Origin of the sequence: Pontixanthobacter aestiaquae (assembly GCF_009827455.1) — a bacterium.
In the GTDB taxonomy this organism is placed as follows: domain Bacteria; phylum Pseudomonadota; class Alphaproteobacteria; order Sphingomonadales; family Sphingomonadaceae; genus Pontixanthobacter; species Pontixanthobacter aestiaquae.
Window position 1 is genome coordinate 475,450 of record NZ_WTYZ01000001.1, and the last position, 14,250, is coordinate 489,699.

15 protein-coding genes and 1 tRNA gene are annotated in these 14,250 nt (G+C 56.4%); 3 read left to right on the forward strand and 13 right to left on the reverse strand.

What is annotated here, in order from left to right:
- Window positions 1-16 precede the first annotated feature (16 nt).
- From nadC to GRI35_RS02230, 3 genes are read right to left on the reverse strand one after another with little or no spacing between them, the layout of a single operon-like run.
- Window positions 17-886 carry a carboxylating nicotinate-nucleotide diphosphorylase gene (gene nadC / locus GRI35_RS02220; RefSeq protein WP_160612511.1) on the reverse strand — a complete coding sequence of 290 codons (870 nt, stop codon included), beginning with the start codon at window positions 884-886 and terminating at the stop codon, window positions 17-19.
- Window positions 876-1,673, reverse strand: coding sequence for a LytR/AlgR family response regulator transcription factor (locus tag GRI35_RS02225; RefSeq protein WP_160612512.1), 798 nt, complete (start codon window positions 1,671-1,673; stop codon window positions 876-878). Before GRI35_RS02225 ends, nadC begins: the two co-directional genes overlap by 11 nt.
- Window positions 1,670-2,923, reverse strand: a complete 1,254-nt coding sequence (locus GRI35_RS02230) for a sensor histidine kinase (RefSeq protein ID WP_160612513.1) — start codon at window positions 2,921-2,923, stop codon at window positions 1,670-1,672. The genes GRI35_RS02225 and GRI35_RS02230 overlap by 4 nt, the downstream gene beginning before the upstream one ends.
- 124 nt (window positions 2,924-3,047) lie before the next feature.
- Here GRI35_RS02230 and GRI35_RS02235 point away from each other — a divergent pair, with 124 nt between their 5' ends.
- Window positions 3,048-3,656: an HD domain-containing protein gene (locus tag GRI35_RS02235; RefSeq protein ID WP_235900102.1), complete on the forward strand. Its 609-nt coding sequence runs from the start codon at window positions 3,048-3,050 to the stop codon at window positions 3,654-3,656.
- On the opposite strand, the gene GRI35_RS02240 is transcribed toward GRI35_RS02235, so the two are convergent.
- The 10 genes from GRI35_RS02240 to GRI35_RS02285 all read right to left on the reverse strand — a co-directional run bounded on the left by GRI35_RS02240 (window position 3,653) and on the right by GRI35_RS02285 (window position 12,828).
- A complete protein-coding gene (locus GRI35_RS02240; RefSeq protein WP_160612514.1) occupies window positions 3,653-4,621 on the reverse strand; it encodes a hypothetical protein in 969 nt (322 codons plus the stop codon). The genes GRI35_RS02235 and GRI35_RS02240 overlap by 4 nt on opposite strands.
- Window positions 4,621-5,340 (reverse strand): DsbA family protein, encoded by a 720-nt coding sequence (locus tag GRI35_RS02245; protein ID WP_160612515.1) that lies wholly within the window; start codon window positions 5,338-5,340, stop codon window positions 4,621-4,623. Before GRI35_RS02245 ends, GRI35_RS02240 begins: the two co-directional genes overlap by 1 nt.
- A 9-nt stretch (window positions 5,341-5,349) precedes the next feature.
- Window positions 5,350-6,726, reverse strand: a complete 1,377-nt coding sequence (locus tag GRI35_RS02250) for a M48 family metalloprotease (protein WP_160612516.1) — start codon at window positions 6,724-6,726, stop codon at window positions 5,350-5,352.
- A gap of 9 nt (window positions 6,727-6,735) precedes the next feature.
- On the reverse strand, window positions 6,736-7,689 hold the full coding sequence (locus GRI35_RS02255) for an alpha/beta hydrolase (protein ID WP_160612517.1): 954 nt from the start codon (window positions 7,687-7,689) through the stop codon (window positions 6,736-6,738).
- A gap of 25 nt (window positions 7,690-7,714) precedes the next feature.
- A complete protein-coding gene (locus GRI35_RS02260; RefSeq protein ID WP_160612518.1) occupies window positions 7,715-8,827 on the reverse strand; it encodes an App1 family protein in 1,113 nt (370 codons plus the stop codon).
- Window positions 8,828-8,876: 49 nt separating this feature from the next.
- Complete coding sequence (locus GRI35_RS02265; protein ID WP_160612519.1) at window positions 8,877-10,547, reverse strand: PAS domain-containing protein; 1,671 nt, start codon at window positions 10,545-10,547, stop codon at window positions 8,877-8,879.
- A 104-nt stretch (window positions 10,548-10,651) separates the two neighbouring features.
- Window positions 10,652-11,065, reverse strand: a complete 414-nt coding sequence (locus GRI35_RS02270) for a DUF2141 domain-containing protein (protein ID WP_235900103.1) — start codon at window positions 11,063-11,065, stop codon at window positions 10,652-10,654.
- Window positions 11,066-11,118: 53 nt separating this feature from the next.
- Complete coding sequence (locus GRI35_RS02275) at window positions 11,119-11,841, reverse strand: sterol desaturase family protein (RefSeq protein WP_160612521.1); 723 nt, start codon at window positions 11,839-11,841, stop codon at window positions 11,119-11,121.
- 51 nt (window positions 11,842-11,892) lie between these two features.
- A complete protein-coding gene (locus GRI35_RS02280) occupies window positions 11,893-12,399 on the reverse strand; it encodes an MmcB family DNA repair protein (protein ID WP_160612522.1) in 507 nt (168 codons plus the stop codon).
- A 30-nt stretch (window positions 12,400-12,429) separates the two neighbouring features.
- On the reverse strand, window positions 12,430-12,828 hold the full coding sequence (locus tag GRI35_RS02285) for a hypothetical protein (protein WP_160612523.1): 399 nt from the start codon (window positions 12,826-12,828) through the stop codon (window positions 12,430-12,432).
- Window positions 12,829-12,975: 147 nt separating this feature from the next.
- Here GRI35_RS02285 and GRI35_RS02290 point away from each other — a divergent pair.
- Both GRI35_RS02290 and GRI35_RS02295 read left to right on the forward strand, forming a co-directional pair.
- Window positions 12,976-13,052, forward strand: a tRNA-Arg gene (locus tag GRI35_RS02290).
- A 121-nt stretch (window positions 13,053-13,173) separates the two neighbouring features.
- Complete coding sequence (locus tag GRI35_RS02295) at window positions 13,174-14,169, forward strand: integrase (protein ID WP_160612524.1); 996 nt, start codon at window positions 13,174-13,176, stop codon at window positions 14,167-14,169.
- Window positions 14,170-14,250 lie beyond the last annotated feature (81 nt).

Here is a 14,250-nt window from a genome sequence, read left to right on the forward strand (position 1 = left end):
AGGCCTCCCAGCAACCTCACAGGGGAGTAAAGTCTAGTCCAATGTCAGCGGCAGCCGCGCTTTGAGTCAAGCGGCCAACGGATACATAGTCCACGCCGGTTGCCGCCTTGGCTTTTATGGTCTGTAGATTGATCCCGCCGCTCGCTTCTGTCGGCACTCTGCCCGCAACTATTGCTACGGCTTCGCGCAAGGTGTCGGGTTCCATATTGTCGAGCAACAGACGGGTTGCGCCTGCTTCCAATGCTGGTTCGATCTGGTCCAATCGGTCGACTTCGCAGATGATTGTTTCGACGCCGGCATCGCGTGCACGGCGGACCGCCTCACCGACATTGCCAGCGACCAGCACATGATTGTCCTTAATCATCGCGGCATCCCACAGACCCATCCTGTGATTGCTCGCGCCGCCCATGCGGACCGCGTATTTCTCGAGATGCCGCAAGCCGGGAATGGTTTTGCGGGTATCGAGCAATGTGCAATCCGGATTGTCCATAGTGTCGACATATTCGCGAACCATCGTCGCAATGCCCGATAAGTGTTGGACTGTGTTGAGCGCTGATCGCTCCGCAGTCAGCAAGGCTCGCGCATTACCAGACAGACACATCAGGTCGGAGCCTGCAGGAACCTGCTGCCCTTCCTCGACAAGTATCTCAATCTCCATGTCGGCCTCGAGCGCGCGGAAGAATGCTTCTGCGATGGGAAGGCCGGCAACGGTGATCGGATCGCGGCTGTCCATCACACCTGCGAAACGCGCATCGGCTGGAATGACGCTTTCGGAGGTTACATCATGACCACCGCCGGGAAGTCCTGCGCCAAGATCCTCGGCAAAGGTTTCGCGGATAAATTTCTCGAGATCGAAACCGGTCAGGCTGAAAGGCTCAGTGGACAAAGCGGGCCACCACGTCGCGATAGCTGCGCGAAACTTTCACTTCGGCGCCCGAATCGAGCACCAGGAAGCATTCGCCATTGGTGTGCGGCTTCACCTGACGGACCTGATCGAGATTGACGATCGTCGAGCGGTGCACACGTTGGAACTTGCGCGGGTCGAGCCTTCGTTCGAGATCCTTCATTGTCTCACGCAATATCAATGAATTATCGCCGGTGTAGATGCACATATAATCGCCAGCTGCCTCGATATGTTCGATCGAGCCGACTTCGACGCGAAAAATCTGGCCGCGATCCTTCACATTGATCAGCTTTTCGAAGCGCTCGGTGCTTTCGCCATCCTCGTCCGCGAATTCCTCGGCGGCATCGGGAGCCACTTCGGCGAGGACATTGAGTAGTTTCTCGGCATCTTCGGTTGATTTCTTTTCGGCCAACCGCACCCGGACTCGTTCGATAGTATCGGCGAGCTTATCTTCATCCACCGGCTTCATAAGATAATTGACCGCGTTCGCCTCAAACGCACGGATTGCGTGCTCCTGATAGGCTGTGACGAACACGATCAGCGGCGGTTCGATCTCCATCACGCCTTTGACAACGCTGAAACCATCAAACCCCGGCATCTGGATGTCGAGAAACACCAGATCGGGCTTTTTGGTTTTGATCTTACGAATCGCTTCACGGCCATTGGCGCAGGTGTCGATTATTTCGACATCGTCGAAGGCTTCGAGCCGTACTTGCAGCCCTTGGATGGCGAGTTTTTCATCATCGACGATGATTGCACGGATGGTCATGTTTGTGTTCCAATCTGGCGCTGCGTCGTTGCGGACACAGCAGCCGGGGTTGCAGCAGGTGAGGGGGCTTCCTGATCAGCTGCAATTAGTTTCTTGTTTGAGTTAGCCAGCGCGACAGGAGTAGGTTCTTCCCCATCCTCGTTCGCTTCCTCATGTGGTAATTCAATGATGACAGTAAATCCGCCCGTCGGCGGAGTACGGATTTCGAAAGCGTGCTCTTCGCCATAGGCTTGCGCCAAGCGGTCACGAATATTCGGCAATCCAACTCCGGTCGACACGGCCTGTCTGTCTCCTGTCAGGGCGTCAGGCAATCTGCGCCTGCCTTCACTGGCCTGCAAGCCCGGGCCGGTATCGGAAACGGTGATGCGTAGCCGCTGTCCGACGAGTTGTGCGGCAATGCTGATTTTCGCGCCTTCTTCTTGCGGGGAGACCGCATATTTGATTGCGTTCTCGACTAGCGGTTGCAGCAGCATGGCGGGCAGGCAGGCCTTCGCTGCGTCAGGATCGATTGCAAATTCGGTGCGCAAACGCTCCTCAAACCGCATCCGTTCGATGCCGAGATAAAGATTCAACGTTTCGACCTCTTGCGCGAGGGTCACCTTGCCGCTCGCCTCGATCATCAGCGTATGGCGCAGGAAGGATGACAGCCGGATGAGCATCGCATTGGCTGGCTCGGTTTGCTTGAGCAGAACCAGCGTGCTGATCGAATTGAGCGTGTTGAACAGGAAATGTGGGTTCAGTTGATAGCGCAGCATCGCCAATTGCGCGCTGGTCGCCTGCGCCTCAAGCCGCTCCAACTGATCCGCCTGTTGTTCCACCTGCAGGAAAAAATTGATCGCATAATACAGTGCCGACCATGCGCCGAGTAAAGTCATCGGCAGGTAGAACAGGCCGATGACCAGCTGCGTGAAAGAGGTTTCGGTGCCGCCGCGGATCAGTTGCAGCACCCACGCATCGATGAAAGTGTACAGCCCGACCGAGAGCATCAGCACAATGACCGTTACGCCCCATGTCACCAGCGGTTTGCGGTTGATAAGTTCGCGGAATATTACCGACAAAACCAGTGTGATCGAAAAGCCAGTGATCGCGCTGATCAACAATTGCAGCAGGAGCGATGGAGGCTGCTGGTTTGCAATCGCCGCCATGGCCCTGAGCAAGAACGCACCGCCCCAGCCTGCAAGTTGCAGTACCCAGAAAGCCCGGTTCTTATTCGCAAAGAACGGCGTAGGTTGAAAAGGCAGAACGGCCATGATGCAGTCTTTAGCCCAAAACCGCGGCTCACGTCACATATGTTTTACTCGGGTTGCGGCTTGCGGTATTGCTGATGGGCAAGGTGCATCGGCGGTAAGGTCGGTGCCGCAGGGAGATGCAGCGATGGATATCAAGACCGGTCAGATGGAAAGTGCCCGCGAGAGTGCGAAATTCCATGAGATGAAAGAGGGCACCGCCGAAGACTGGGCGATTATCAGCAAGCATTACATGGAGTTTGCGTCGGATCTCTCTGATCGTGTGCTCACCCATCTGAAGCTGCTCGAAGGCGATTTCGGCGGATTCCCGGTTTGCCGCTTGGAGCACTCTCTGCAAACCGCGACTCGCGCGCACCGTGATGGCCGGGGTGAACGCTATGTTGTGATGGCGCTGCTGCATGACATCGGCGACACGCTCGGCACCTACAACCATCCTGACGTTGCTGCAGCCATCATCAAGCCGTTTGTGACCGAGGAAGAACATTGGATTTGCCAGCACCATGGCGCATTCCAAGGGTACTATTTCTTCCATCACCTCGGCATGGATCGTAATGTGCGCGACAGCTTCCGAAACGAACCACATTTCGATGCATGCGCCGAATTTTGCGAAAAATATGATCAGGCTGCGTTCGACCCGAATTATGATAGCGAACCGCTCGAATTTTTCGAGCCAATGGTACGCCGGGTCATGGCGAAGCCGCTCAGCTCGATGTATGTGAACGAGGATGCCGCCTAGTTCACCTGCTTTCGCGCGAATTGTTTGGACCAGTCGGCAACTCCATCACGTGCCATCGCCGCGCGCACTGATGGCAGTTCGGCCTCGATAAGTTCAACGCGCTCGTCCCAGCCATCATGCGTTCGGCGGATTGCAAGAAATCGGTTGTCCTCTTCGGTGCCCCATCGCTGCATGAATCTCGTAGCCGCTTGTGGCTCAAATCCGGCGTTCGCGAGCAGCCATGGCATCATGCGGTCCGCCTCGCGCTCTGTCGCGCGGATATCGCGCCGCTTTCGGCCGTTTTCTGAAAGCCATTGCGGGTGGCGGAGAAGGACGTGTGCCAACTCGTGGGCCATCGCTGCGGCCAGTTCGTCATCGGGATAGGTCAGGCCGGGGAACTTCCCGCCAATGTAAAGCGACCTGGCATCCGCTGCCGCGCCGTCATCCGATGGACGCACCACCAAATTCGCTGCGCACACGGCCTCACCTGACAGGATCACTTGCTCTGCTGTTCCGGGGACCGACAGCGAGACAGAGCCATTCGTGTTTAAACCGTGTTGGAGTGCGCCTTCCGCCCATTGAAGCCGCAAGAACGTCGCCTTGGCGTCGCGCACCAGTTCGGCCAGATTTTGCCCGTCAATCGCCGATATGGGTTGATTGGGCAGTAGTCCAGCGCGGGCAGCGGGGCTGCCCTCGGCCACTGCCTGGATCGCGAAATCGGTTTGTACACCCACCGCGTTGCGCGCGTCATCGGGCCGGTTGTATCCGGGAATGTCCTGCAACAGCAGGCCGACCGAAAGCCGGGTGGTGCTGCAAAAACGCGCATTGCCCTTCACCAGCTTCCATCCGATGCTTTGGACCCGCCCATCGATTCTCTGAAGCGCGAGCAGCGACTCGGCATAACCATCGTCGCTCTGTGCGATGGCAGAGGAGAGGGGGACCGCTATAACCGCGACCATGAGCGCACCCGCCAGGCGGCCAATCATCACGATTCGCGTGCGGCGTCGATAGCTTCTTGCAACTTGGCCTCGCCGACCGCTCCTTCAAATACCTGATCGCCGACGACCCAGCTTGGTGTGCCGCCAAAGCCGAGCTGTTTTGCTAGCGCCGCGTTTTTGGAAAGCTCGTAATCCGCGCCTCGTCCGGCGATAAATTGCTCTGCCCTAGCCAGATCGAGTCCTGCCGATGCCGCTGCATCCATGATCGTACTTTCGCTCGGTGGGCCTGTGGCGAACATTTCCAGATGGAAGTCGGTGAACTTGCCTTGCTCGGCTGCAGCCAGCGCCATTTGCGCCGCCTTATCGCTGCCTTCGAAAATTGGCCATTCGCGAATAACGACGCGGAGTTCGGGGTTTTTAGCGATCAGGCTGGCAATATGATCGGCGCTCACGCGGCAGAATGAGCAGCCGTAATCGGTAAATTCGACCAGAGTAACGCTGCCTTCTGGATTGCCCATCACAGCGCCCGGGAACGGTGCGACGACTTCATCGGCAATATCGGCCAAACGTTCTCGCGCTTGCTGCTTCTGGAAATTCTCCGCCATTTCTGGGAGAATATCAGGATTTTCAAGCAGGTAGCTGCGTGTTTGCGCATGACCCATGCCCGTTGCCGACCACAAAGCAGCACCGCCAAATCCGAAGGCCAGCGCGATCAGGGCTGTGACAAGCCGCGAACGCAAAGAGGTGTTTTCTATCCGTTTTGCCATGCTGTTGCGCTAGCGGCGGTCTTGCAACCGTTCAAGCTCGGCGCGCGCCTGCAAACCGATATCTTGCGCGCGGATCCAGTCAGGCGATCCGACAGGCAATTCAGCCTCGGCAAACTGCGCGCTACGGATCGCCAGACCATATTGGCGGCTCATCACTTGCTGTTCTGCGCTCGCGAGCCGGGCGCGCGGCATATCACCATTGGCGGCATAGACTACGCCCAACTGATACCACGCAAACGGATTGTAGCGGTCGCGCGACACCGCGGCGCGCAGAACCTGCTCGGCTTCGGCAAAATTCTCTTTGTCCTCGGTGGCGATGAGCGCATGCCCGAACATCGATGCGATGAGCGGTTCGTTGCGTGTCAAGCGTGCAGCTTTTCGTAGGGGTTCAATAGCTTCGTCCGGCCGCCCTGACTCAAGCAGGACCTGGCCTTTTAGCTCTAGAAAATACGGGTCCTCCGAATCTACCGCAAGCAACCCATCGGCCTCCTCCAATGCTTCTTCGATTAGCGCGTTTTTGTGATAGGCATAGGCACGGGCGTAGCGCGCTGGAACATCCTGCCGCGTCTCGGGAAATTTCTGCAATGTGCGCGCTGGCTCGGCCTGATAGCCATAGAGCTTGGCTTTTACTCGCACAAAACGCGTCTGCAGCTCCGGATCATCCGGATTATCCCATGCCGGGTCGACAATATAGGTCTCGCGCAAGCGGGCGATCCGGTCCCCGGACAAGGGGTGGGTGCGGCTAAACTCCGCTTCGTCCGCCTGGCTGCGCCCGTAGCGGAATTCAAGATTTTGCAGTTTTTTGAAAAACTCCAGTGACCCGCGCCCGGATATGCCCGCTGCCGAGAGATATTCCGCGCCCGCAGCGTCTGCGCTGGCTTCCTGAACGCGGGTGAAAGCGAGGAACTTGCCGACTGCGGCCTGTTGGCCAGCGGCTATAATTCCCATGCCGGCCTCACCGGCACCGGCCAAAGCTGCAGCCACGCCAACCAGCATCGACAAAAGCGATATATTGGTCGCCGTCCCGATCCCGTCGCGCATGCGGTTGATATGGCCGCCGGTGATGTGGCCCAATTCGTGCGCGATCACACCTTGCACTTCATTGGCGGTATCGGCTGCCTCGATCAGACCCGAATGGATATAGATTGCCTGTCCGCCAGCTACGAATGCGTTGATCGAGCGGTTGTTGATCAAAACCATATCGACATTGTTGGGCTCCAGACCCGCCGCTTCGATCAGCGGAGCGGCCATGTCGTTGAGCAAAGCTTCGGTTTCGGCATCCCGCAGGATCGATTGCGCCGCCACGGGCTGCGCTACCAGAGTGATGGCTGCTATGGCCGCAAGAAGACGGCCCAAATACACAGGGAATGGAGCGAGGAAGCGCATTAGACGATGCTAGCCGGTTTCGGCCTGAACAGGAACTGAAGTATCGTCCGGAGCTTTTGCCTGACGAGCTCGCACCACATTCGCAGTGAACGCGTTGATCGTCTCGATCAGCGTCCTGTCCCGGCGCCAAGGACTGGCCATCGCCAATATGGGCGTATTGTGACCCATATCGGAGAACATAGCCGTCTTCGCTTCACCGCCTGCTTGGGTGACGACGCCTTCCAGCGCGGGGGCGTGGCAGGGGGACACAACAGTGTCTTTCCCGCCTTGGATCAGTAGTAAAGGCGGCGCATCGGTCCGGGCAAAGTTTACCGGCTGGGTAGCCTGAGGATCTTCGGCGCCGCCAAATGCCAGCTTGGTCGATTCGCTATCGAACGGATAGAAATCATACGGTCCGGATATACCGATCACACCGGCGATATCGTCGGTGTCCAGACCCTCACGTCCTATCCATTGGCGGTCCAGCCCTAGCATTGCGACATTGTAGGCCCCTGCAGAATGACCTGAGATAAAGATTGCATCGGGATCACCACCATATTGGGCAATGTTGTTTCTGGTCCACGCAATGCCCTTGGCGGTATCTTCCAGCATGTTCGGGAACATTCCATCGGGACCAAGCCGGTATCCGACCAGCACCACAACGTAACCCTCGGGCGCGAATCCGCGCGCAAAGAAGCCGTAATCGTCGATATCGCCGCTGCGCCAGCCGCCACCATGGACAAAAAGGAGAACTGGTTTCGAATCGGCAGCGGCTGCACTGTCATCTTCGGCGCGGTAGACCGTCAGTTTTTGCTTGGCGTGCTCGCCTAAACTCTCGGTATGCACGAGCGTGACGTTGCGATCACCGCCGATCAGTCGATCGACGGTGTCGAGCACTTTTGGGCCATTGCGTCCGATGGAGTATTGCAGGGCCAACGCTGCCGCGGCGACCACCAACACCAATATGAGAAGAACCCATCCCATACGCCGCAATCCTTTTCTCGCCATATTAGGAGACCGCTTCCTGATCGTTCGGGTGTGCTTTGTCGATTGTTGTGACGATTTGCTTGGCTTCTTTATCGGACGCAAGCCCTGTCGCTTTCAGAAAGGCTTCGCCGGTTTTGTAATCGTCACCCAACCACAGCGGCACGCCGTTCGCCCCGATCAAAGCCTTGGCCGCGATTTCCTCTGGCGAGAAGTCTGTTCCAACCGTGCGGATAAAGACAGCAGCGATCCGGCCTGGGTGATCGGCGACGACATCACCATAAGCAGTGAGATCGCCCTGACTGTCATCCCCGATCAAGGTAAAACGCATATCCGGGTAGGTGTTCAGGATGGCGTCGATCGCTTTGCGTTTATGTGCTCCATGGCTGCTTGAGCCGAGCGTTTCACGGTCAAAGCCCCAATCGCGCAGCATGATCGGACCGAGCGGCAGGCCGCGTGTTTTCTTGAATGCGACAAGGTAGGAAAATAGATTCCATGGGCTTGATGACACATAGAAAAACGGGCGTTCGCTAAGCGTCGGAACTGCTTTTCCCATTCCATCGCTGTCTTGCAGAACCGTACCGCCACCTAGCGAGCTATAGAAAGCATCCACTCCAGGGACATGCAACCGCTCCTCCGGCATTTCGGCGAGGACACGTCGCCAGTTACGAATGATAGCGCGAAAGCTACCGGTTATGCCGGTCTCGATAATGGTGTCGTCGATATCGGAGATAACAGCGAGCTTTGTTCGCTTCCCGGGAGCCAATACATGCCCCTCTACGCATTGTTCACCGTCTTCGTCTGTCCAGTGGAGCGCAACAACATCCCACATAGGGTCGCTGGGCAAGGCGCAGTCGGCCATCGCGACGTCAAAATGGACAAAACCTTCATTGTCGGTTTGGCCAAAGTGATGCGTTTTTTCGCCGTCAGAGTCCTGAACTTCAAGCGTGACTTGCAGCCCTCCAACTTCGCGCGAGGCAAATTGCGATAGCATAGTGCGCATCGCTTGCCAGCGCCCGCCACGGCTGAAGTTGGCTTTGCCTGAACGCAAGGCGCGCGCAGACATAACCAGCCGTTCCTGATTGCGATATCCAAAATAGGGCTGAACGCGCACGGGCGCTTCGTTGAACACAGGCATGACGCGACGCTAGCCGCCCAAGCTTCCCGTGCCTAGCGGCAAACGGGCTTTACTTTAGCAGCTTGCGCGCAACTTTCTCGACCAGTGGTATGTCTTCAGAGACTTCGCCGAGCACGACGATTTCCCCTGTTGTCAGGCGGCGGATCATCACCACGCCAAACTCTGCACCTTGCGGATCGAGCGATTCGAGCGGCTGCCCTTCAATCTGGCGCAATTTCTTCGCAATGGATGGTTTCGGCGCATCAAGCGGAGCGACATCCTGACCGCTTTCTTCTTTACGGATCCGGCGTTCGGCCTGAACGACACCTTTGAGGCCGCCATCTGCAGACGTCAGGAATTCGGCCAGTCCGCCGCGTCCGATGCCGACACGCTGTGCGTGTGACAGGACAGAAGCATATTCGGTCAAGCGGGTTTTGTCGTAGTCCGCACCAAAGACCAATTTCACAATCGGCGTCATCGGTGCGCGCTCTTGAATGGCCAAGCCGTTCTCGGCGACCAGTTCTTCGAATTCTTCCGGTGCGTCTTGAGCAGCAAGGCTCACATCATAGGCGCGGCCGACCGCAGCATAGAGCGCAGAGCGAGTGCGATCTTCGCTGGTCCGCGCAGTCTGCGCAAGTTCGCGTGCCTCGGCGAGGCAGTCATAAAGACCACCGTCTTCGCTTTTGCTCACGACAATCGGAGCCGGCTCACCGACAGATTCGTCGGTCATGCCGGTTTCTTCATTTGCCTCAGCGGCAGCAAGATCGACAGTGCTTTTGCGCAGAAGTGCAGACGGCTTTTGTGCCAGAGGCGATACAGGGTTCTCGATTATGCCGGAGCCGTCCTCGTCCCAATCATCACCGTCTTCATTCGAGCCGAAATAACTAGAGATGCCAGTGCGCGGTTGTATCAACGACGATAGGCGCGCGACGACTGCATCATCTTCGTATTCGTCTTCGTTTTCGCCCTCGTCTTCATACGTATCGCCGCCAAAGGCAGGAGCCGGGAATGGGCTATTGTCGTCGCTGTTATCTACGCTGACCGGAATATCGGACGCTTCGTCTTCTATGCCAAGTTCCAGCCCTTCGGTCCCGGGGCCATCAGCCCAATCAGTAACTGGATCCGGCTCGCGGGCAGAATCATCCAACTCCAGAGCCTGATCAATTTCGAGCAACAATTCGTCAGTCGTGGCTTGATCGGCCATCTCTTTCCAATTGATCACGCCGTAAATGAAATCGATCGTCTCGCCATCGCTGGAATAGGGAAGCAGGATGCCGCGATACATGATTGTTGCGTTGCGTTGATTCACGAATTCCGCCTCGAAACCAATCGGTGCCTGATTGGCGAGGATCTGCATGTAGTGATCGGTGATCCGGCTCAGCAGCGAGCGGCTGGGAACGTCGGAAAGTTGGGAAATCTCCGCTTCGGTGCCGCATTCGCCAGCAAGTTCTTTTCCAAGATACTGGATTGAAGGATCTTCAATGCCTGCAGTGAAATCGAGCAAGACACTGTAGGGCCCAAAATCGTTTAGCTCATCGGGCTCCAGATCTTCGATGGAGGGGAAGTTGCGATCGTCGAGCTGACCGGCCCAATGATTGTAGGCGCGCACTTGCATGCGGCGTTCGTCCGTACCAATGGCGGTTGGCGGCAGTTCGCCACCGGTTTCGTCGTCCGAATTGTCGTAATCATCTTGATCGGACTGGTAATCCGTCGATCCGAAATTTCCGCGCAACGTATCCATGGCTTCAACAGCCCCCTTGGTATTAGTTCAGGGGTTCTTATGAAGCCGCGTGGTAAACAATGCGTTAAGATCGATTTCGCGCTACGCGGCGGTGTGACGTCACATTACAGCATGTAGCGCATTGTGATCGATTGCGATTGATCTTCTGCCGTGACGTCAAATGCAGCTGATTTGAATTTGGGCGGGCCCATGCGAACCTTGGCATCGCGTGAGAAGCCAAACCCCTCTTTGGGCATCATCATCAATGCGCGGTCGGCTTTGCCGTTATTATTCTCGTCATGCAGCAGGGCAATCGCATAGCGACCCGGTTTTACATCCTTAAAGCGCAGCGCGACCGTTTTCGCCGCCGGAACCGTCACCGAATAGGCGTTAGCCTCGCCGCGGCATTTAGGGAACAGCTTGGGATTGGTGGTCATGCAAGCGCGCACTACGCCTTTCGTGTTGCGCAGATTGGTCACGGTGACTTTTACCGTGCTGGTCTTGGCGCCATCCTGCGCAAGTGTATTGCCGCTCAGCAAGAGAGTCGAAGCGGGCAACAAGGCTACCGCACAAACGCGTCCGACAGTCCCCCTCAGCGCACCAGCGCGTCTGAAATTCCAGCGTCGGTGCCGCAAAGTTTGTCCCAGAACCGGAAATATAGTCCGTAATTGCATGTATATGCCTCGTGATGACGCTGGTGGTGGCTGGCTGTTATCAGCCCTTTCCCCAACTTGGAATGAACAAGAAAGCGAGGGAACATCTCCCAACCCATATGATTGGTAACCCCCATAATGGTCATCACCGTGAGAACCAGACCGAGCATGGCAACATGAATCGGAATCAGCAGTACCAGTGCAGGAATAACAACCGCGCCGGTAATCGCCTCCAGCGGGTGAAAGCTCATTGCCGCCCATGCGGTTGGTGGTCGGCTGGCATGATGAACGGCATGCGCCATTTTGAACAGCTTGGGCTGATGCATCCAACGATGCGTCCAGTAAAACCACGTATCGTGGAGGAACAGATAGATGAGCAAAGACAGCGGCAAATACCACAGCGGATAATCGGCAAAATCAGTGTAAATCTGCGTCCAACCCCGGTTCTGCCACCCCCAAGCAATGATCCCCGCCGGTACCCCATAGATCGCTGCAGAAAGTAGCGACCAGCCGATCTCTTTGCGGATCTGTCCATCCAGCGGATCATAAAGGCCAGGGCGCACGCGCTTTGTAGCCCAGGCGAATGCGCCACTGGTGATCAGGTAGCGGACCGCGACAATTGCCGTCATTGCCAGTGCCGAAATAATGATTGCGGTAAGCATTGCGCCTCTATGGCGGAGACTGGCCTTTAACGACAGAACTAATGGTACGGATCAAAGGCGGGCCGGGTTCGGGCACTCCGGATCACTGTAAACCGTGTGTCTGCGCAGCGCCGCCCGGGCAAGTCGCTCAACTTCCGTTTTGCGCCGTGCGGCCGCCAGAGGGTGTGATGGTGCTGGACGGACAATTTCCGCATCATAGTCGTCGCCTACAATTACTCCGCAGTTTTCTGGCTGAAAACCTTCGCTTCTTAATGGCGAGCGATCCAGATCAGGCGGCAAACCCCAATAGAACTTGTCGCAAAAATCCAGATAATCGGGCCATTTATGGTCGCCCTGTAAATCTGCCCTGCTGACCTTGATCTCAACAATCACAACCCGCCCTTTGGGGTCAATTCCCATCAAATCGGCGCGGCGATTGTTGCGCAGCGGCATCTCCGGAATGCACCAGATATCGTTGCGCGCGAACAGCCGCTGAATACCGCGCGCGACATCTTGCGCTTTGAAATGCGATAGCGCCGATAAAGTTCGCGTAGCTGATTGACTCACCATATCCCGCATGTGGAACATAGCAAGAACTTGGTCAAGCGTTCATGCTGATCGTGGTGGACCCATCTTCCCGGATTCGGGGAGCAATGCCAACACTGCCTCGCGCGTTGCATGATATTCGCGCCACAAAGTCAGAGCCGCCGCCGTGGCATCCTGCCCTCGCGCATTGACCGCGAGCAAAGCGGCTACGCCTGGCTGCATCATGGCGGCCATGTCGGTAATGTGGCTCTTGGCCAGTTCCAACCGCCAACCCTCCACGTCCTTGATCAATGCTGGAAAATTGCGGATCTTGCTGTTGGGCTTTTCAGGGGCGAGTCCGGCCATCATCGCCACTGCCTGTCCGGCGTCTTGCACAGCAGTCCACTGACGGCTCAGCTTGCTGCTGGTATCGCGCGGCTCCTGTCCTGCAGGTTTGGTGAATCTGGGCGTGGGTATGTCCATAGTATGAGGGCACTAGCACCGAGCACTTGCCAAAACGCTAATGGGAGAGCGGTGTGAGTGCATATAGTTTTGGGCTGGCAAGCCCGCCACCCCTTTGCTAAGCGCCGTTTCGCTTTGGAAATCAAGGCGCAGGTAACCGCCTGACCCGCACCCGTAGCTCAGCTGGATAGAGCGCTGCCCTCCGAAGGCAGAGGCCAGAGGTTCGAATCCTCTCGGGTGCGCCATCACACTGCAACCATAAGGTGTTGTAAAATTTGGTGTTTCATCCGTTAATCGGATCACATCTCTGGCCAGTTCTTCGGACTTCGAATGCTTGTGACACACTGGTGACACAAGGAAACGAGAATGGCGTCAATCAATAAGCGAGGAAGCAGCTGGTTCGTACAGATACGAAGAAAAGGTTTTCGCCCTCGATTCAAATCATTCGAGAGCCACTCCGCTGCCCAACAGTGGGCTAGAGAGGAAGAGGCGGCTATCGATAACGGCCACGGAAGGGTGGAAACCAAAAGAGGTCGTGAAACCACCGTCTCGCTGCTTCTCAATCGCTATAGCAAAGAGGTAGCGCCAAAGAAAAAGGGCGCTGTGACCGAGTTACTACGGCTCGCCAAAATGCAAGACGCTCCTTTCGCGCAGCTTTCCATTTCAAATCTAACTGGTTCTGCCTTGGCAGATTATCGCGATCACAGGCTGAATCAGGTGAAACCAACTACTGTCAGGCGAGAGCTTGGCATCATTCGGAGCGTCCTAGAAATCGCCCGAAAAGAATGGGGCGTGCCACTAAGAGAAAACCCCGTTGCTCAAATATCTATTCCAGCCGCAAAAGATGCGAGGGAGCGTAGGCTTAAGCCGGGAGAGCTAGAGGCATTGCTGGCAGCCATTGATAAGGGCAGAAATCCGCTAGTCCGTCCTTTGGTATTGCTGGCTCTTGAAACGGCTTTACGGCGAGGCGAGCTTCTCAGGTTAACATGGAAAGACATCGACCTTGATTGCCGGACGGCTCTAATCCGTGACACAAAGAATGGCTCAGACCGAACAATTCCGCTCACAAAGCCAGCCGCCACTCTCTTGGAAGGATTGGGTGAGGATGCAGGCTTTGCCTTTCCGCTGACACCAAATGCTCTTCGGCAAAGTTGGAGGCGAGCTTGCCACAGGGCTGAGATTCAAGACCTAAGGTTTCATGACTTGCGGCACGAAGCAATTTCCCGTTTTTTCGAAATAGGTCTGAGTGTGCCAGAGGTGGCTCTAATTTCTGGCCACAGAGATGCGCGGATGCTCTTTCGCTATACTCACCTAGCCCCGAACGCCGTCAGAGATCGCATCGACAAACTCTCAAACCATTGATTTATCGTCGGTTCAGGTTGGTATCACTTCACCAAGCGAGACATTGATTCTCGCTTGTTGTATTACAACTCTTGCAGCTGA